The 18,762-nt window shown below is 69.8% G+C and carries 17 protein-coding genes; 6 read left to right on the top strand and 11 right to left on the bottom strand.

The window, feature by feature from the left end:
• Positions 1–41 precede the first annotated feature (41 nt).
• Entirely contained in the window at positions 42–668 is a 627-nt protein-coding gene (locus ABIC47_RS07815; RefSeq protein ID WP_018189775.1) for a DedA family protein, read from the top strand.
• A 48-nt stretch (positions 669–716) separates the two neighbouring features.
• On the opposite strand, the gene ABIC47_RS07810 is transcribed toward ABIC47_RS07815, so the two are convergent.
• The 6 genes from ABIC47_RS07810 to ABIC47_RS07785 all read right to left on the bottom strand — a co-directional run bounded on the left by ABIC47_RS07810 (position 717) and on the right by ABIC47_RS07785 (position 9,371).
• Positions 717–3,728, bottom strand: coding sequence for an alpha-mannosidase (locus ABIC47_RS07810; protein ID WP_354479079.1), 3,012 nt, complete (start codon positions 3,726–3,728; stop codon positions 717–719).
• 45 nt (positions 3,729–3,773) lie between these two features.
• Positions 3,774–4,610, bottom strand: a complete 837-nt coding sequence (locus tag ABIC47_RS07805; protein ID WP_354479076.1) for a carbohydrate ABC transporter permease — start codon at positions 4,608–4,610, stop codon at positions 3,774–3,776.
• Positions 4,610–5,572, bottom strand: coding sequence for a carbohydrate ABC transporter permease (locus tag ABIC47_RS07800; RefSeq protein ID WP_354479073.1), 963 nt, complete (start codon positions 5,570–5,572; stop codon positions 4,610–4,612). Before ABIC47_RS07800 ends, ABIC47_RS07805 begins: the two co-directional genes overlap by 1 nt.
• Complete coding sequence (locus ABIC47_RS07795) at positions 5,572–6,924, bottom strand: extracellular solute-binding protein (protein ID WP_354479070.1); 1,353 nt, start codon at positions 6,922–6,924, stop codon at positions 5,572–5,574. The genes ABIC47_RS07800 and ABIC47_RS07795 overlap by 1 nt, the downstream gene beginning before the upstream one ends.
• A gap of 134 nt (positions 6,925–7,058) precedes the next feature.
• Positions 7,059–8,306, bottom strand: coding sequence for an ROK family transcriptional regulator (locus ABIC47_RS07790; RefSeq protein WP_354479067.1), 1,248 nt, complete (start codon positions 8,304–8,306; stop codon positions 7,059–7,061).
• An 81-nt stretch (positions 8,307–8,387) separates the two neighbouring features.
• Complete coding sequence (locus ABIC47_RS07785; protein WP_354479064.1) at positions 8,388–9,371, bottom strand: helix-turn-helix transcriptional regulator; 984 nt, start codon at positions 9,369–9,371, stop codon at positions 8,388–8,390.
• Between the two features lie 100 nt (positions 9,372–9,471).
• Here ABIC47_RS07785 and ABIC47_RS07780 point away from each other — a divergent pair, with 100 nt between their 5' ends.
• The gene (locus ABIC47_RS07780) at positions 9,472–9,924 is read left to right on the top strand and encodes a VOC family protein (protein ID WP_354479061.1); all 453 of its coding nucleotides are present in this window, start codon (positions 9,472–9,474) and stop codon (positions 9,922–9,924) included.
• A 3-nt stretch (positions 9,925–9,927) separates the two neighbouring features.
• Here ABIC47_RS07780 and ABIC47_RS07775 read toward each other — a convergent pair whose 3' ends face one another.
• On the bottom strand, positions 9,928–10,362 hold the full coding sequence (locus ABIC47_RS07775; protein WP_354479058.1) for a MarR family winged helix-turn-helix transcriptional regulator: 435 nt from the start codon (positions 10,360–10,362) through the stop codon (positions 9,928–9,930).
• 71 nt (positions 10,363–10,433) lie between these two features.
• Here ABIC47_RS07775 and ABIC47_RS07770 point away from each other — a divergent pair, with 71 nt between their 5' ends.
• The gene (locus ABIC47_RS07770) at positions 10,434–11,369 is read left to right on the top strand and encodes a zinc-binding alcohol dehydrogenase family protein (protein WP_354479055.1); all 936 of its coding nucleotides are present in this window, start codon (positions 10,434–10,436) and stop codon (positions 11,367–11,369) included.
• Positions 11,370–11,378: 9 nt separating this feature from the next.
• On the opposite strand, the gene ABIC47_RS07765 is transcribed toward ABIC47_RS07770, so the two are convergent.
• Genes ABIC47_RS07765 through ABIC47_RS07750 form a run of 4 tightly spaced genes read right to left on the bottom strand, consistent with a single transcriptional unit; the run spans position 11,379 to position 15,426 of the window.
• A complete protein-coding gene (locus ABIC47_RS07765) occupies positions 11,379–12,434 on the bottom strand; it encodes a sugar phosphate isomerase/epimerase family protein (protein WP_354479052.1) in 1,056 nt (351 codons plus the stop codon).
• Entirely contained in the window at positions 12,427–13,596 is a 1,170-nt protein-coding gene (locus ABIC47_RS07760; protein ID WP_354479050.1) for a Gfo/Idh/MocA family protein, read from the bottom strand. The genes ABIC47_RS07765 and ABIC47_RS07760 overlap by 8 nt, the downstream gene beginning before the upstream one ends.
• A 13-nt stretch (positions 13,597–13,609) precedes the next feature.
• A complete protein-coding gene (locus tag ABIC47_RS07755) occupies positions 13,610–14,707 on the bottom strand; it encodes a Gfo/Idh/MocA family protein (RefSeq protein WP_354479047.1) in 1,098 nt (365 codons plus the stop codon).
• Positions 14,704–15,426: a sugar phosphate isomerase/epimerase family protein gene (locus ABIC47_RS07750; RefSeq protein ID WP_354480119.1), complete on the bottom strand. Its 723-nt coding sequence runs from the start codon at positions 15,424–15,426 to the stop codon at positions 14,704–14,706. The genes ABIC47_RS07755 and ABIC47_RS07750 overlap by 4 nt, the downstream gene beginning before the upstream one ends.
• Before the next feature lie 167 nt (positions 15,427–15,593).
• Between ABIC47_RS07750 and ABIC47_RS07745 the strand changes: the two genes are divergently transcribed.
• The 3 genes from ABIC47_RS07745 (at position 15,594) to ABIC47_RS07735 (ending at position 18,740) form a co-directional block, all read left to right on the top strand.
• Positions 15,594–16,784 (top strand): ROK family transcriptional regulator, encoded by a 1,191-nt coding sequence (locus ABIC47_RS07745; protein WP_354479044.1) that lies wholly within the window; start codon positions 15,594–15,596, stop codon positions 16,782–16,784.
• Between the two features lie 82 nt (positions 16,785–16,866).
• Entirely contained in the window at positions 16,867–18,009 is a 1,143-nt protein-coding gene (locus ABIC47_RS07740; protein WP_354479041.1) for a Gfo/Idh/MocA family protein, read from the top strand.
• Positions 18,006–18,740, top strand: a complete 735-nt coding sequence (locus ABIC47_RS07735; RefSeq protein WP_354479038.1) for a ThuA domain-containing protein — start codon at positions 18,006–18,008, stop codon at positions 18,738–18,740. Before ABIC47_RS07740 ends, ABIC47_RS07735 begins: the two co-directional genes overlap by 4 nt.
• Positions 18,741–18,762: the final 22 nt, after the last annotated feature.

Raw genomic sequence — 18,762 nt, 5'->3', positions numbered from 1 at the left:
AGGGACGACAGGGGCGGAGGGGGGTCCGATACGCTCGGGGTATGGCCCACGATCTCGCTGACTTCCTGGGCGACGTCGGGCCGCTCGTGTTCTACCTGGCGGTGTGGGGACTCGTCTTCGCCGGCACCGCACTCTTCATCGGCGTCTTCATCCCGTTCATCACCGGCGACTCTCTGCTGTTCGGCGCCGGCATCCTCACCGGCACCAACCCGGAGCTGAACATCTGGGTCCTCGCCATCGGCGTCGGGATCGCCGCCGTGCTGGGCGACCAGGTCGGATTCTGGCTCGGCCGTCGGCTCGGCCGGCCGTATCTGACCCGCCGCGGCGGTCGCTGGGTGCAGGCCGGGGTGAAACGGGCTGAGCGCTTCTACGAACTCTTCGGCTGGTGGTCCGTGGTGATCAGCCGGTACATCCCGTGGGGTCGCGTCTTCATCCCGCCGATCGCCGGGATCAGCGCGATGAGCTACTGGCGGTTCCTCACCGCCAACATCGTCGGAGCGCTCAGCTGGGGCGTGCTCATCACCGTGATCGGCTACTTCGCCGCCGTCAATCCGAGCGTGCGGCCGGTCGCCTACGTCGTGGCGGGCGTCGTCATCCTCGCCTCCCTCATCGCGGGTGTCCGCGCCTGGGTCCTCGACCGGCGCGCGCGGCGGACCCTCGCGGAATGACCTGTACCCGCCCCGGGGTTCGCGCGGCCCGGGGCGGGCGATCGTGCGTCACCCGCGGACGAACCGCAGCGTGACGAGCTCGAAGGGGCGCAGTTGAAGGTCGAGCGTACCGTCGCCGATCTCGCGCTCGAGCAGATCCGTCCTCTGAATGCGCCGGTAGGGGAACGACGCGACCAACGTCGTCGCGGCGCGCGACCCGAGCGATTCGTACAGTCGGACGACGACGTCGCCCGAGCCGTCCTCGGCGAGCTTGACGGTCTCCACGACGACGGCCGGATCGCTCGAGACGATCAGCGGATCGACCGCGGCGGCAGCGGCACGCAGGGGCAGGTTGAGCCGGTAGCCGGCCTCGATCGCCGCGTCCACTCCGCCCACCACAAGGGAGGTGCGTAGCGTGTGCCGGCCCTGGTCTGCCTCCGGGTCCGGGAAGAGCGGGGCGCGCAGCAGCGTCTGGCGCACCAGGGAGTAGGTGCCGCCGCCATCCCGCGGGTGGCGCGTCACATCGTGGCCGTAGGTGGAGTCGTTGGCGACCCCGACGCCGAACCCCGGCTCGCCGACGTGGACCCAGCGGTGAGCGCTCGTCTCGAACCGGGCGACATCCCAGCTCGTGTTGGTGTGCGTCGGGCGTTCGATGTGGCCGAACTGGATCTCGGACCGCGCGGAGGCGGTGTGCACATCCACGGGGAAGGCGAGCTTCAGCATGCGCTGGCGCTCGTGCCAGTCGACGTTCGTCTCGATGTCGAGGGCCGGGGAGCCGGCGGCGAGCGCGAGCGTCTGCGTGACGGTGGACGCCCCGAACCGGCGGACGACCCGCAGCGCGACCAGCTCCGGCGACTCGGAGACCACCTCCAGGGAGTCGAGACCGCTCAGGTCCTCGCCGGAGAGCCGGTACTCGATGTCGACGTCCCAGGCGTCCCACTGGGCGGGGGTGTCGCGGAACAGCTGGAGCACATTGGCGCGCGTGCCCGGCGGCACCGCCTCGCGACCAGTCGTCGCATCCAGCAGGGACGCGACCAGACCGTCGGCATCGACGAGGACGCTGACGCGGTCGTTCGACAGCCGGATGCCGTCGCCGTCGCGTTCGATGCGCGCGTCGCCGGTCCGCTGCGGGACCGCCACTCCGCCGGCCGGTACGCCGTCGACAGCGAACGGGGAGGAGTTTGCGACGAGCCCGGCGCTCGTCGCATCCGCAACTCCATCCGCAACTCCGTCACCCAGAGCCGCCAGCGAGCGCGCGATGACCGCCTCCAGCGACTCCGCCACCCTCGCGTAGTTCTCGACCGCCTGGTCGTGCACCCAGCCGATCGACGAACCGGGCAGGATGTCGTGGAATTGCTGCAGCAGCACGGTCCGCCACGCCTCGCGCAGCTCGCGCTCCGGGTAGTCGGCCCCGGCACGGACGGCGGCGGTGGCCGCCCAGAGCTCGGCTTCGTGCAGCAGCGCCTCGCTGCGGCGGTTGCCGCGCTTGGTCCGCGCCTGGGAGGTGTACGTGCCGCGGTGGAACTCCAGGTAGAGCTCCCCCACCCACACCGGCGCCGGATCGAACTCCGCGCGCGCCGCCTCGAAGAAGGCGGCGGGCGATGCGACGCGCACCGTCGGCGACCCCTCGAGGTCGGCAGTGCGCTCGGCCGCCGCGAGCATCTCGCGGGTCGGGCCGCCGCCGCCGTCGCCGAAGCCGAAGGGCACCAGTGAGGTGTTCGCCCGCCCCTTGTCGGCGAAGTTCCGTTCGGCGCGTGCCAGCTCCTGCCCAGAGAGGAGGGAGTTGTACGTGTCCACGGGCGGGAAGTGCGTGAAGATGCGCGACCCGTCGATGCCCTCCCACTCGAACGTGTGGTGCGGGAACAGGTTCACCTCGTTCCACGAGATCTTCTGGGTGAGGAAGTTGTCCATCCCCGCCTCCCGTGCGATCTGCGGCAGTGCACCCGAGTAGCCGAAGGAGTCGGGAAGCCACACCTCGCGCGGCTCGTACCCGAACTCCTCGAGGAAGAACCGCTTGCCCTCGACGAACTGCCGGGCCATCGCCTCGGATCCCGGCATGTTGGTGTCCGACTCGACCCACATGCCGCCCACCGGGACGAACCGGCCCTCGGCGACGCGCGCCCGGATGCGCTCGAACAGCTCCGGATAGAACTGCTTCATCCAGGCGAACTGCTGGGCGGACGAGCACGCGAACACGAAGTCCGGGTCCTGATCCATCAGGTCGAGCACGTTGGAGAAGGTGCGGGCGCACTTGCGGATGGTCTCGCGCACCGGCCACAGCCAGGCCGAGTCGATGTGCGCGTGCCCGACCGCGAAGACCCGGTGCGCCGTCGCGGACGCAGGCGAGGCGAGCACCCCGGCGAGCGCCTCCCGCCCCCGCGACACCGTCCCGGCGACGTCGAAGGGATCGACCGAGGTGACGGCGGCCTCCAGCGCGGCGAACAGGGCGGCCCTGCGGGGCGACGTCTCGGGCAGCACGAGCGCGAGCCCCTTCGCGGTGAAGATGTCCTGCACCAGCTCCCACACCTCGCGGTCGCGATGAACGATGTCCACGCGGCGCAGCGTGTAGATCGGGGTCTGCGGCGCGGTCGACACCCGGCCCATCCCGGTCGGCGCGAAGGTCCAGTTCGAGCCGACATCCGGGTTGGCCGCGGCCTCGACGTACAGTTCGAACGACTCCCCCGGCCGAGCCTGGAGGCGCACGTAGGCGTTGTACGGCTCCAGCGCCTTCAGGATTGTGCCCTCGGGAGTCCACACCAGCCCCTCCGCCTGGAACCCCACCTGGCTCAGCGTGAACCCGAGGTCCACGAGGAGCTCGACATCCTCGGCCGCCGCATCCCACTCCGTCGGGACCGTGCCGGTCACGCGGAACCAGACGGTCCCCCACGGACGACCCCACGCCTCCCCCGCCGCGAACGGCCGGAAGTCGTTCGCGACGGCCTCGGCGAAGGGAACCGGCTCGCCGGGCGCCTCCCACGCCTCGATCGACGCGGGCACGGCCGCACGCTCGAGGGCGGGCGTGAGGCGTTCGCGGACGAAGCGGTCGATGCGCATCTCGGCGAGCTGGTTCTGCTGGTACAACGGTTCTCCTTGGGTGAGGGGATGGGACGGGGCGAAGGGACGGGCTCATCCCTTGACGGCACCGGCGAGCGCGGACGAACCGCCGAGCGCGCGCGACACGATGACGTAGAGGGCGATCACGGGAACGGAGTAGATGAGCGAGTACGCCGCCAGCTGCCCGTAGGCGACCGCACCGTACTGGCCGAAGAACGTGAAGATGCTCACGGCCGCCGGCTGGTTCTCCGGGCTCAGCAGCAGCACGAAGGGGACGAAGAAGTTGCCCCAGGCTGCCACGAACACGTAGATGAACACCACCGCGATCCCCGGGCGGACGAGGGGGACGACGACCGTCCACAGCGTCTTCATGCTGGATGCGCCATCCACCCAGGCCGCCTCCTCCAGCTGAACGGGCACCGAGTCGACGAAGTTCTTCGTCATCCAGATCGCCATCGGGAGGGACGAAGCGGCGAGGAACAGGATGGTCCCCCCGAGCGAGTCGATCAGGTTCAGCGAGACGAACAGGCTGTACACCGGCACCATCATCGCGGTAATCGGCAGGCAGGTGCCGAACAGGATCGCGTACAGGAACGGCCGGTTGAACCGGTTGCGGTAACGCGACAGCGGGTACGCCGCGAGGATGGCGACCACCACCGTGACGATCGCGCATCCCGCCGACAGCAGCAGGCTGTTCCACAGCGGCAGGAACGACAGCTCGGGCGTGAGCACCTTGCGGAAGTTCTCCAGGGACCACTGCTTCGGCCACGCGACCGAGAGCGTGGCGCCGCCGTCGAACGACGCGAGCACCACCCACACCAGAGGGAGCACGAAGACCGCGCCGATGAGGAGCAGGATGACGTTCGACGTCCAGCGCAGGGCGGCCCCGTTGGGTGACGACAGCTTCATCAGTCCACCTCCGTCTTGAGGGCTCGGACATAGATCACGGCGAATACCGCTCCCACGAGCAGGAGGATCGTCGCGATCGCGGTGCCGTAGCCGAGCTCGGAGAACTTGAACGCCTCCTGGTACGCCAGCACGGGGAGCGTCATGCTCTTGTTGCCCGGGCCGCCTCCGGTCATCACGTAGATGAGGGTGAAGACGGACAACGTCTGAAGCGTGATGAGCATCAGATTGGTGGAGATGCTCCGCCGGATCATCGGCAGCGTCACGAGGAAGAACCGCTTGACGCCGTTGGCGCCGTCGACCTCCGCCGCCTCGGTGATCTCCGGCGGCACCTCCTGCAGCGCCGCCGAGTAGACGAGCATCGAGAAGGCCGTGCCTCGCCACGTGTTGGCCAGGATGATCGACAGCATCGGGAAGGCGAACAGCCAGGACGGACCCGTCACGCCGAACATCGCGAGGATGGCGTTCAGCGTCCCGTGCTGACTGAAGAACGCGTACGACGCGAACGCCGCGACGATCTCCGGGAGCACCCACGCGCCGACGACGAAGGTCGAGACGATCGCGCCGACCCAGCGGCTCCCGCTCCGCATCAGCAGAGCCAGCACCATCCCGGCGACATTCTGGCCGATGACCGCGGACCCGAGCAGGAAGACCAGGGTCAGCCAGACCGAGACCGGGAAGTCCGGGCTCTTGAAGAGGTCGATGTAGTTCTGCAACCCCACCCACTGGCTGGATGCGGCAGCGGAACCCGTCAGCGACATGTCGGTGAACGAGCCGTAGAACGACGACAGGATCGGCCCGAGCAGGAACACGACGAGCAGACCGATGGCGGGGAGGAGGGGGACCGAGCGGGCGAGCGACCGCCGGGTGTGTGCGCGCGAACGTGCCGTGTTCCGCTGGCGCGGCGGCCGGGCCGACGAGGCCCGGCCGCGCGCGTCCGAGACGGCGGGGACGGTGGAGGTCACTACTTCGACTCCGTCTTGCCCTCACCGACGATCCCCACGACGGTGTCGTCGTAGGTCTTGGCGGCCTCTGCGGGCGTGGCCTGCCCGGTCATCACCGACTCCATCGCGACCTGGATGCCGTTCGAGATCTTCGGATAGTCGGGTGTGGCCGGCCGGAACTTGGTCACGGCGACGAGCGATGAGAAGAACTCCGAGGTCGGGTTCGACGTCTTGTACTTCTCGTCGTCGGCGACATCCTTGCGGACCGGGATGCCGGCGGTGTTGATGTTGTACTCGAGCGAGCGCTGCTTGTCGGTCAGGAAGGTGATGAACTTCCACGCCAGGTCCTTGGCCTTGCTCTTGGCGCCCATCGAGAACGTCCAGCCGCCGGAGAGGCTGATCTTCCCGGCGTCCTGCCCCTCTTTCGTCGGCATGGCCGCGGTGCCCATGACTTTCGACCAGTCCGCCCACGGCGTCGCGCCGGTCGGCAGCCAGGCGTTCGAGGCCCACGAACCGTCGAGGTTGATCGCGAGCTTGCCCTGCGGCATGAGCTGGTTGTTGATCGTGTTCTGGTAGTTCGTGTCGCTGGTGACCTCCTGGCTCGGGCCGAGGCCGCCCTGGTAGACCTCCTTGATCACGTCGAGCGCGTCCGTGAACGCCTTCGAGCCGACGATCCACTTGGCCTTCGAGTCGTCGTAGAGGCCCTTCTCGCTGGCTCCGTACAGCAGCATCTCGAAGCCCTGCATCGAGCTCGCCTCACCTGCGGCCTTTCCCGAGAAGATGTTGAGCGGGATGACGCCCGGCACGGCCGCCTTGATCTTCTTCGCGGCGCCGATCACGTCATCCCAGGTCTTCGGCTGCCACGGGGTCGGGATGCCGGCCTTCGCGAAGATGTCCTTGTTGTACCAGAGGCCCCGGGTGTCGGTGCCGGTCGGGATGCCGTAGACCTTGCCGTCGTCTCCCTTGCCCGCGTCCTTGGCGTTGTCGAAGAAGTTCGACCAGTCCGACCATTTGTCGACGTACGAGTCGAGCGGGGCCAGATAGCCGGCCTGCGCGTCGGCGCGGATGAGGAAGGTGTCCTCCGACATCACGTCGGGCGCCGTGGTGGCCGCACGGTTCATGAGGGAGAGCTTCGTGTAGTAGTCGTTCTCGGCCGCCTTGATCGGGACGAGCGTGATCTTCTTCCCCGGGTTGGCCTTCTCGAAGTCGGCCTTGGCCTTGGTCATGAAGTTGGCCATGATGTCGGACCCGAAGTCCTGGAAGGCGACCTTGATGGTCGTGCCGTCGCTGCCGCCGGACGAGGACGAACATCCCGCCAGTGCGACGAGGGCCGCAGTGGCCACGGTGGCGGCCAGGATCCTGCTTCGCTTCATCGATGCTCCTTTGCATTGACGTCCGTGGCGTGACGCCGCCGGACCTGCGTAATTTATAAATCAATTTGATTTACAAGCGCAAGGGAAACGGCGAGATTGTCCCCCGCCGTGTCGCCAGAGCAGCGCGGCAGCGGTCAGCGGACCACAGCGCGCGGCGAGAACGTCTCGTCCAGGACGAGCGCGGCAGCACCGACGGCGGCGACGTCCTCACCGATCGCACTGGAGGCGATCGCGATGCCGTGCGTCAGGATGCCCGTGTCGAGCTCGGCCAGCCGCGCCGGCAGCTGGTCCAGATAGCGGCGCTCCACCCGCGACCATGACGGGCCGCCGTAGACGATGCGGTCGAGATCGAGGAGGGACGTCAGATTGGACAGGTAGAAGGCCGAGTTGCGGATGCTCCGGTCGATGATCTCCCGCGCCCCCGCGTCACCGCCCTCCGCCGCGGATGCCAGTTCGGTGAAGAGCTCGTCGACGGTCTCCACATCCAGCTGCAGGTCCTCCTCCGGCGCGACGGTCGTGCCCACAGGCGGCGTCAGCACCCCCGCCCACAGGCCCTGCATGACCAGCCGGTACGGCCGGACGGACTCCCCGTAACAGCCGCGCCGGCCGCAGGCGCACAGCGTTCCGCCGGGGTCGACGAGCACATGGCCGACATCGCCGGCGTTGTCGGTGGATCCCGTGTAGACCTCTCCGCCCAGCACCAGGCCGACGCCGACGCCCGTTCCGTAGTAGACGAACGCGTAGTCCCGGGATGCTCCGGCCGGATCGCTCCACCGCTCGGCGACGGCCGCGCACGTCACATCCTTCGCGACCAGGGAGGGCAGGCCGGTCGCAGCCGTCAGCTCGTCGCGGAGGTGGAAGTCGTTCCAGCTGGGGATCAACGGCGGCCGGACCACCACACCCCGCTCAGCGTCGATGGGGCCCGGCGCGGCGACGCCGACGCCGATCACGCGCTCCGGATCGACGCCCGGCGTCGCGAGCACCTCGCGGATGGCGCCGACGGCGGCTGCGAGCGTCGAGACGGCGTCGCCGTCCGGCGGGGACGGACGGTGTACGTGGGCGACCACGGACCCCTCGAGATCGAGCAGGACGCAGGCGATCACGGTGGGGTCGAGGTGGACACCCACGGCGTAGGCGCCTGCCGGGTTCAGGCGCAGGATGGTGCGCGGCTTGCCCGGGCTGCCCTCGCTCTGCTTCCCGGCCTCGCGGATGAGCCCCTGCTGCAGGAGGCGGCGCGTCACGTTGGTGACGGTCTGCGCCGAGAGGCCCGTTCGCGCTGCCAGCTCCACCCGGCTGAGCCCGTCCGGCGACCGTCGGACGGCATCCAGCACGACCGTCTCGTTGAACGCCGCGATGGCGGGGAGGTTGGCTCCTCTGGCCACAGGTCCTCCGTTCGCCGCCAGGTGTCCCCAGTGAGTACTGAGGATACCTACTGACTGCGGGCTGGACGCCTGCGGGGGCGGCTAGGCGACCCTCCCCCGTTCGGGCGGTCCCGGCGGTCCGAGCGATCGGGCCGCGGCGATCAGACGGTCGGTGAGCGTCGCCGCTGCCTCAGCTAGTGCGGGCGGCCCGACGATCTCGAACGCGACGTCGAACCGCGTGAGAGACGCCAGCACGCCGATCCACGACCACGAGCCGAGGGTGAGACGACTCCGGGACTCGCCCACGGGCTCCACGTGGCCGTCGGTCACCCACGGGATCACGTCGCGCGGCGGCAGGTCGATGACGACCTCGCCCACGCATGGCCAGCGGTCCTCGTCGTCGCTGCCCTTGAAGCGCGCCGCTACAAACGACGTCGCGTCTCCGGTGGGGATCTGCCGCGGACGGAACCCCGGACCGGCCGGGAACCTCGGCGCCAGCCGATCGAGCCGGAACACCCGCCAGTCGTCCCGGTCGAGGTCCCACGCCACCAGATACCAGCGCGCATCCCGAGCCACGAGACCGTGCGGCTCGGTGCGACGCGGCGGTCCGTCCGCTCCGGCATAGTCGAACCGGAGCACCTTCCTCTCCCGGACGGCGGTGCTCACCGCGCCGAGCACCGCCGGCTCGACCGCCGGTCCCGCGCTGGGCCGGTCGAAGCTGATGCCGTCGATGCGATGCCGCAGGCGAGATGGCATGACCTGGCGGACGGTCGCGAGCGCGCGGGCAGCGGCCTCCTCGATCTCGGCTCCAGACGCCCCGGCGTTCTGTAGTGCGATGGAGAGGGCGACGGCCTGCTCTTCGTCGAACAGGAGGGGCGGCAACTCGGAGCCCGCGGCGAGACGGTACCCGCCGTCGGGACCCTTCAGCGCGTCGATGCGGTAGCCGAACTCGCGGAGGCGGTCCACATCCCGCCGGACCGTCCGGGTGCTCACGTCGAGCCGATCCGCGAGCGCCTGCCCGGGCCAGTCCCGTCGCGCCTGCAACAGCGAGAGCATCGTGAGCATGCGCGAGGAGGGTGCGTTCATGCCTCGATTCTCGCGGGAGTAGCGGACCGAAACTGTCCGCTACCGCTGCGATTCTGGCGTCGCCGGGAGAAGCCGGCGATCTCACCGAGAGGAAGCAGTCATGAGTATCACCGTCACCACGCACCTGAACTTCCGCGCCGGAGAGGCGCGAGCAGCCCTCGACTTCTACGCCGGCGCGTTCGGCGGAGAGGTGACCGCGGCGACGTATGCCGATTTCGGCATGCCCCCCGAACTCCCTGACGCGCAGCGCATCGTCTTCGGCCAGGTCGTCTCACCCGAGGGGTTCCGGGTGATGGCGTACGACGTTCCGGGCACTGCAGATCAGGGCGCGGCTCAGTCCGCATCGACGCGGCGGGAGAACGGGATGACCATCACCGATCAGCCCTTCTTCGTCTCCGTCCGGGCGGGCTCCCTCGACGAGCTGGCCGGCTACTGGGAGCGCCTCGCGGAGGGCGCCACGGTCGTCGAACCGCTGGCGGCCTCCGCCTGGTCGGCGGGGTTCGGGATGCTGACGGACCGCTTCGGCGTCACCTGGGTGCTCGACGTGGCGTGACCGTCAGCGACGTCCGCCGAGCAGAGCTTCCAGCAATTCCGTGAGTCGCGCTCCGTCGTCCGGCCCCAGGCTGCCGAGCAGGGGCGCGACTCCGGTATGGATGGCCGCGGCTCCGGCCCGCGCCAGCTCGTGGCCGGCCGGCGTGAGTCCCACCCGGGCGGAGCGGCGGTCGACGGTGTCCCGGACGCGGGTCACGAGCCCCCGTTGCGTCGCCCGATCGACCAGTCCGGAGACGGACGAACGGTCCACGCCCAAGTGCTCTGCGAGCTCGGACATGGTGGGCTCCCGATCGCGCAGGATGGCCAGCACGCGCAGCTGAGTGAGGGACAGCTCGTTGTCGGCTGCGACACGACTGACCACGCCGATGACCTCGAACGAGGTCTGCACGAGGGCGTCGAGAAGGCGCTCCGAGTCGTGCGGGTGTGCCGAGGTCGTCATGCCGCTAGCGTAGCGCATTAGTTGGGGTTACCATCTATTTAGTTCGTAATCCCAACCATTTGGAGAAGGTCATGAAAGCAGCCGTCGTCACCGAGTTCGGCGCCCACCCGCGCTACCTGGATGTCGAGGAGCCCGCGCCACGGCGAGCTCACGAGGTCGTGGCCGAGGTTCTGGGCGCCGCGATCTCCCCGCGGGTGCGGTCGCAGGCAGCGGGCAGCCACTACACGAGCACGGACGAGCTGCCGCTCATCCCAGGGTTGGATGGGGTGGGACGAACTCCTGACGGTACGCTCCGGTACTTCATCCTCCCCGACACCACGAAGGGCGCGATGGCCGAGCGGACCGTCGTGGATCTGCGACGTAGCGTCGCACTGCCGCCGGACGCCGATCCCGTCCCGTTGGCCGCAGCGATGAATCCGGCCATGTCGTCCTGGGTCGCGTTGCGTCGCCGCGCACGGATGCAGCCGGGCCAGAGCGTGATGGTGCTCGGTGCGTCGGGTAACGCCGGCGGGCTGGCGGTGCAGGTCGCGCGGCGTTTGGGCGCCGGCCGCGTGGTCGCGGTCTCGAGGGACGCGCACCGGCTGGACGATTCGGGGGCTGACGTCGTCGTCGAGCTGGGCGACGTGGATGCGCTGGCACGGGCCGCGAGCGACGTGGATGTGGTGCTCGACTACCTGTGGGGGCGGCCGACCGCGGATGCACTCCGCGCCGTCATCCCCGGTCGGGTGCGAGACGATCAGCCGCTCACGTGGGTGCAGATCGGGTCCGTTGCCGGAGCGGAGTCGCCGATCCCGTCCGCTGCTTTGCGCGCTGTCGATCTGCGGCTGATCGGTAGCGGTCAGGGTTCGGTGAGCACGGAGGCGATCGTCGATGAGCTCTCCGAGTTGGCCGTCGAGGTGGCGGGCGGCGCGTTCGTCACCGACGCACGTGCCGTGCCGCTTTCCGACGTCGAGCGGGCATGGGACGAGGCGGCCACGACCCATGACCGCCTCGTCCTCGTCCCGTGATCGGCGTGCTCAGTCCTGGTTGCTGAACGCCGCGTCGAAGGAGGCGGTCGGCTGCTTCCAGAGCAGGGAGCGGATGTAGCCCACGGCCTCTTTGGCGCCGTGGAGGCGGTCCATCCGTGCGTCTTCCCACTCGATCGAAATCGGGCCCGTGTAGCCGATGGACTCGAGGGCTCGGAAGGCGTCCTCCCACGGCACGTCGCCGTGGCCGGTGGAGACGAAGTCCCAGCCGCGACGCGGGTCACCCCACGACAGGTGCGAACCGAGCACGCCGGCGCGGCCGTTCTTCGGCCGGAGACGCGTGTCTTTGCAGTCCACGTGGTAGATACGGTCCTGGAAGTCGATGATGAACCCGACGGGGTCGATGTCCTGCCACATCATGTGGGACGGGTCCCAGTTGAAGCCGAAGGCCTCGCGGTGGTCGATCGCCTCGAGGGACCGCACGCTCGTCCAGTAGTCGTACGCGATCTCGGACGGGTGCACCTCGTGAGCGAACCGGACGCCCTCGCCGTCGAAGACGTCGAGGATGGGGTTCCAGCGGTCGGCGAAGTCCTGGTAGCCACGGTCGAACACCTCGGCGGGCACCGGCGGGAACTGCGCGACGTACGGCCAGATGCTCGACCCCGTGAACCCGACGACCGTGTCGACGCCCAGCTTGCGGGCGACCTTCGCCGTGAGCTTGAGCTCTTCGGCGGCGCGCTGGCGCACGCCCTCCGGATCGCCGTCGCCCCAGACCTTCGACCCGACGATCGCCTGGTGGCGGAAGTCGATCGGGTCGTCGCAAACGGCCTGGCCCTTGAGGTGGTTGGAGATGGCCCAGACCTTGAGGCCGTACCGGTCGAGGATGTCGAGGCGGCCCTGCAAGTACGCGTCGTCTTCGGCGGCGCGCCAGACGTCGAGGTGCTCGCCGGAGCACGCGATCTCGAGGCCGTCGTAGCCCCACTCGCTCGCGTACTTCGCGACCTCTTCGAGCGTGAGGTCGGCCCACTGACCGGTGAAGAGGGTGACCGGGTGCGTCCGGCCCGACTCGGTGGTCTCCGAGCCGCCTGCACTGGTGGCGTCAGTCATTGTTCGTTCCCATCTCGATCCAGGTGCCCGACTCGGCCGAGTCGATCACCGCATCCGTGATCCGCACCGCACGAAGGCCGTCGGTGAAGCGCGGGAGGCCGTCGGGGTTCTCCCCCGCGACCGCCGCGTAGCTGTCGGCGACGAACGCGTTGAACGCGTCCTGGTAGCCCTGCGGGTGCCCGGAGGGCACGACGCACAGCCGGGCGGCGTCTTCGCTGAGCTGGTCGGCGTCGCGAGGGATGATCAGGCTTCCCTTTCGACGGCCCACCCACAGCGTCTCCGGCTGCTCCTGATCGAAGGCGACGCTCTCGGCGCTGCCGGAGATCTCGAGCCAGAGGCGGTTCTTCCGGCCAGGAGCGACCTGCGACACCAGCAGTGTTCCGAGAGCGCCGGACCGCGTCTCGATCACCACGGCGACGGCGTCCTCCGTCGTGATCGCCGCATGGGAGGCGCGCTCGGCGAACACCGTGCGTTTGGTGGCGGAGACGCGGCTGACGCGGTCGCCGCTGACGAACTCGACGAGGTCGACGAGGTGCGACCCGATGTCGGCGAAGGCGCGCGAGCGGCCGCCCTGCGCCGCATCCACCCGCCAGTTGTCGTCGTCGGACCCCAGGAGCCAGTCCTGCAGGTAGGAGGCGTTGATGCTCAGCACGCGTCCGGCCTCGCCGGAGGCGAAGCGGGCGCGGGCCTCCCGCACCAGCGGGTGGAAGCGGTAGACGAAGGGAACGGTCGCCGTCCGTCCCTCCGCCGCGGCCACCAGGCTCTCGGCGTCGGCGACGGACGTGGCGAGCGGCTTCTCGCAGACCACGTCCTTGCCGGCGGCCAGTACGGCCGCCGCCTGCTCTGCGTGGAGGGCGTTGGGCGTCGTGACGTGCACGACGTCGACCGTGTCATCGGCGAGCAGCTCGTCGAGCGATCCGTACGAGCGGCCGATGCCGAGCCGTTCGGCGGCCGCCGCCGAACGCTCCGGCGTCGAGGAGACGATTCCGGCGATGTCGGCGCGTGCCGCACGAGCCGCTCGCGAGTGAACCTCCGCCATGAAGCCGCCGCCGACGATCGCGACACGGAGCCGGGCTCCGGCCGAACCGCCGTCGCGGCGGGTGAGCCCGCCGTTGGTCGCGGCACTGCCGGCCGAAGCTCCGGCCTGATTCCCGTCCGTCATCGCTCGGCTCCCGTCACGCCAGTGTCGCCGCTCGCGGGTCCCAGTCCTCAGGGAGGGCCGGCGCGACATCCACCGTGCTCTCGACCTCGACCGGAGTACGGGACTCCCCCGCCTCGATGGTCGAGACCATGATGTCGAGCACGTGGTAGGCCTGCTCGCCCGATGCGCGCTCGGGGACGCCGGCGCGGATGGCCCGTGCGAGCTCCACCACACCGATGCCACGAGAATCGGTCGTTCCGGTCGACGGGACCGTCTCGATGCCGTCGCCGCCGTGGACCAGCAGTTCGCCCTCGAAGGTATTGGGGTCGGGAACGACCAGCGTGCCGTCGACACCCGCGACCTCGAACTGGGTGCGGCCGAGCTTGGAGTCGAAGCTGAACACGGCCTGCGCCGTCTGCCCGCTCTCGAACTCGTAGAGGGCACTGACGTGCGTCGGCACGGTCACGGCGAACTCCTCGCCGGCGCGCGGCCCGGAGCCGATGACGCGGGTCTCGCGAGCGCGGGATGCGCTCGCGCTCACCCGGGCGACCGGTCCGAAGATCTGCACGAGGGCCGTCAGGTAGTACGGACCGATGTCGAACAGCGGACCCGCGCCCTCCTGGAAGAGGAAGTCGGGGTTGGGGTGCCACGACTCCGGGCCGGGGCTCTGCATCAGCGTGAGCGCGGTCAGCGGAGCACCGATGTCGCCGTTCTCGATCAGGCGTCGGGCCGACTGGATGCCCGAGCCGAGGAACGTGTCGGGCGCCGTGGCGACCCGGAGCCCGGCCGCGTGCGCGGCTTCGAGCAGCTCGCGACCGCTCGCGCGGTCGAGGGCGAACGGCTTCTCGCTCCAGACGTTCTTGCCGGCGGCGAGCGCCTGCAGGGCCACCTCGACGTGCACCTTGGGGATGGTCAGGTTGACGACGATCTCGATGTCATCGTCAGCCAGCAGCTCCTCCACCGTGCCGGACCCCGGCACGCCGTACTTGTCGGCCTGCGCCTTGGCCCGCTCCAGGTCGATGTCGGCGACGAAGCGCACATCGAGGTCGGGGAACGCGGTGAGGTTCTCGAGGTACTGGTTGCTGATCACACCGGCGCCGATGACGCCGACTCCCACGCGCCCGCCGCTCATGCGAGACCCTTCGAGGCCAGGAAGGCGAAGCTGTCGGCGACAGCCTGGAAGCGGTCACCGCGCGAGTCGTCGAGCTCGATGACACGGAGGGCGTCGGGTGCTGCTGCGATGATCTGCTCGATCGGGAGCGAGCCCTGGCCGACCGCGACCTGGTCCTTCGTCTCGGTGGTGCCGGGGCCGTCCTTGATGTGGAGGGCGACCACGCGGTCGCCGAGCTTGGGGAGCAGTGCGACCGGGTCGACGCCGCCGACGGCCACCCAGTAGGTGTCGACCTCGAGCACGACCTCCGGGGCGAGCTTGCCGGCGAAGAACTCGAGCGCTGTCGTACCCTCGATCGTGCTCTCGAGCTCGTGAGCGTGGTTGTGGTAGCCGACTCGCACACCGTGACGGGCCGCGACCTCGGCGGCGGCGTTGAGCTGCTCGGCGATCTGCGCGACGTCCTCCGCGGTCTGCCAGCGCTCGGGCGCGACGAACGGGTCGATGACCGTCTGGACGCCCAGCTCCTTCGCGGCGCCGAACACCTCGTCCAGGTCGCCGCCGATGAAGCCCTGGTGAGTGGTGGGCGCGGACAGGCCGGCCTCGGCGAGGCCCTGGCGGAGCGCGTCACCGAAGGTGAGGAAGGCGAAGGGCTCGACCTGGGTGAACCCGATCTCGGCGATCCGCTTGAGGGTACCGACCGTGTCCTCGGTCAGGAGTTCCCGGACCGTGTACAGCTGCACGGAGACTTTTGACGTCGACACTGTTCTCCTCGTCGAGTTCATGGAGTGGAAAGGCGCCGGATGGCGTGCCTCCATTCAAGTGCCACTTCTGCCGGATGTCAATCAAAAGTCGACCGAATGCAGACGATCTTTGAGCAGTCCGCCGGCACTGTGGTTCAATACCCTCTATGACCGACAGCGCGCGAGACTCGGTGCTCGTCGCCGCAGACGCCGCGGAGCTGCTGGCGATCCTGCGCGACGGCATCCCGCGCACCCGCGCGCAGCTCGCCGAGCTGACCGGCATGGCGCGCTCCACCATCGCGTCCCGGATCGACACGCTCACCGCGGCGGGACTCGTCGCGCCCGCGGGCGACGACGTGTCGTCCGGAGGGCGGCCTCCCTCGCGCATCCGCTTCAACCCGGAGTCGCGCGTGGTCGTGGCGATCGATCTCGGCGCGACGCACGGGGTGGTCGCCCTCGCCGATCTCGCCGGCAACATCACGGCGAGCGAGTCACGCCGGCTCGACATCGCCGACGGCCCGCAGCCGGTGCTCGACTGGGCGATGGAGACGGCGTCAGAGCTCTACGTGGCCAGCGGCCGGGAGCCGGAAGAGCTGATCGGCGTCGGCGTCGGGGTGCCCGGCCCGGTCGAGCACTCCACCGGGCTGCCGGTGAACCCGCCGATCATGCCCGGCTGGGACCGCTTCGACATCCCCGCCTACATCCGTCGCGTCTTCGACGTGCCCGTCCTCGTCGACAACGACGTCAACCTCCTCGCCCTGGGAGAGCAGGCGCTGATGTGGCCGGAGGAGACAGACCTCCTCTTCATCAAGGTCGCGACGGGCGTCGGCGCCGGGATCATCAGCGGGGGCCGCCTGCAGCGTGGGGCGCTCGGCTCGGCCGGAGACCTGGGTCACGTCCGCGTCCCCTTCGGCAGCGACACCCCGAGCCACGGCGAGCAGGATGCGGACCTCGAGTCGCTGGTGAGCGGGCCCGCCATCGCGCGGGCACTCTCCGAAGCCGGTCTCGCCGCCGAGACCAGCGACGACGTCGTCGCCCTGGCGCGCACGGGCAACCCGGCCGTCCAGAACGCGATCCGGCAGGCCGGACGCGACCTCGGCGCGGTCGTCGCCACCTGCGTCAACCTCCTGAACCCGTCGATGATCGTCGTCGGCGGCAGTCTCTCCCGCGTCGGCGAGCAGCTCCTCGCCGGGATGCGCGAGGTCGTCTACCAGCGGTCCACGCCGTTGGCGACGCAGCATCTGACCATCACGCAGTCGCGCTCCGGCGAGACCGGCGGCGCGATCGGGGCGGCCATCATGGTCATCCAGCGCGCGCTCGATCCCGACGCGGGCACACCGCGTTCCCTCTTCCGCTGACGCCGCCGGCGGAACATCCACCACGATCCCCACAACCTCGAATCGATTCGAATCCCCCAAGGATCACACTGAAAGGAGTGCCGTGAGCACCCAGAGCGAACCCCTCGACCGCCCCCTCCGCGCCGGAGTGGTCGGCCTCGGCTGGGCCGGACAGCAGCACATGGCGGCCTACTCGGCCCTCCCCGGAGTCGAACTCGTCGCCATCGCCGGCATGGAGGACGGCCCCCGCGCCGAGCTCGGCGAGACCTACGGCGTCAAGCGCCTGCACCGCGACTGGAAGGACCTCGTCGCCGAGGGCGATCTCGACGTCGTCAGCGTCGCCGTCCCCACCTTCCTGCACGCGCCGATCGCCGTCGGAGCACTCGACGCGGGCATCCACGTGCTCAGCGAGAAGCCGATCGCCCGCACCGCGACGGAGGCCCAGACCATGGTGGATGCGGCCCACCGCGCCGGCCGCGTGCTCGAGGTCGCCTTCAACCACCGCCGCCGCGGAGACATCGAGGCACTGAAGGCCGCGATCGACGACGGGCAGATCGGCCGGCCGTATCACGCGCGCGCCGTCTGGCTCCGGCGGGCCGGCATCCCCGCGCTCGGCAGCTGGTTCACCAACCGCGAGATGGCCGGCGGCGGCCCGCTGATCGACATCGGCGTGCACGTCCTCGACTACGCCCTCCACCTGTTCGGCGAGCCCCGCGTCGAGGCCGTCTCGGCCGTCACCCACTCCGAGCTCGGGGTCCGCGGCCGCGGCGGGGCCGCCGCCTCCAAGCAGCACGTCGGGTCGGACTACGAGGTCGAAGACCTCGCCAGCCTCCTGCTCCGGCTCGAGGGCGGCGGCTCCATCGTCATCGAGACCAGCTGGGCCGCCTACCGCCCGGCCGGCGACGAGTTCGGCATCACCCTCTACGGCACCGAGGGCGGCGCCGACCTGCGCGTCGTCGACTACGCCCCGTCGGGCGAGCTCACCATCTTCACCGGCGACGGCGAGCAGAGCGAGGACATCACGGTCACGGCCGACCCCGGCCGCGGGCACCTCGCTGTGGTCGAGACCTTCCTGGAGCACGTCGCCGACCGGGCGAACTGGTCGAACTGGGACGGCTCGCTCGCCCTCGACCGGGCTCGCGTCATCGACGCCGCCTACGAGTCCGCCCGCATCGGCGCCGAAGTCCGGCTGACCCCGGCGACCAACGCGGCCAGCACCACCGACACCGCCCTGAAGGGAGCATGACCATGACACTGCGCGTCACCGTCTGGAACGAGGGCGTCCACGAGGCGACCCAGCCCGAGATCGCCGCCATCTACCCGCATGGCATCCACGGAGCCATCGCCGAGGGGCTGTCCGAACTGCTCGGCGACGAGATCGCCGTCCGCACGGCGACCCTCGACGACCCCGAGCACGGGCTCAGCGAGCAGGCGCTCGACGAGACCGATGTGCTGCTCTGGTGGGGCCACATCGCGCACGACCGCGTCTCGGACGAGGTGGTGGAGCGCGTCCGCCGTCACGTCCTCGGCGGGATGGGCCTGATCGTCCTCCACTCCGGCCACTTCTCGAAGATCTTCATCCGGATGCTCGGCACGACCTGCTCGCTGCGCTGGCGCAACCCGGAGGGAGGCGAGCGCGAGTTGGTGTGGAACGTCAACCCGACGCATCCCATCGCCGCGGGCGTCGAGCAGCCGATCGTCATCGAGGCGCAGGAGATGTACGGGGAGTTCTTCGACATCCCGACGCCGGACGATCTGGTCTTCATCAGCTCGTTCACCGGCGGCGAGGTGTTCCGCTCCGGCGTCACCTTCACCCGCGGGCGTGGCAAGATCTTCTACTTCAGCGCCGGCGATCAGGAGTACCCGGTCTACTTCCACCCGCAGGTGCGCCGCGTGCTCGCCAACGGCGTGAAGTGGGCCGCCCCGGTGGAGGGCGCGCGTCAGGCGCCCGAGGTGTCGAACCCGCAGCCGGTCTAGGCCGAGCAGCATAGAACCGACG

Origin of the sequence: Leifsonia sp. 563 (genome assembly GCF_040545055.1) — a bacterium.
Classification (GTDB): domain Bacteria; phylum Actinomycetota; class Actinomycetes; order Actinomycetales; family Microbacteriaceae; genus Leifsonia.
This window is presented reverse-complemented; position numbering and strand designations above follow the sequence as displayed.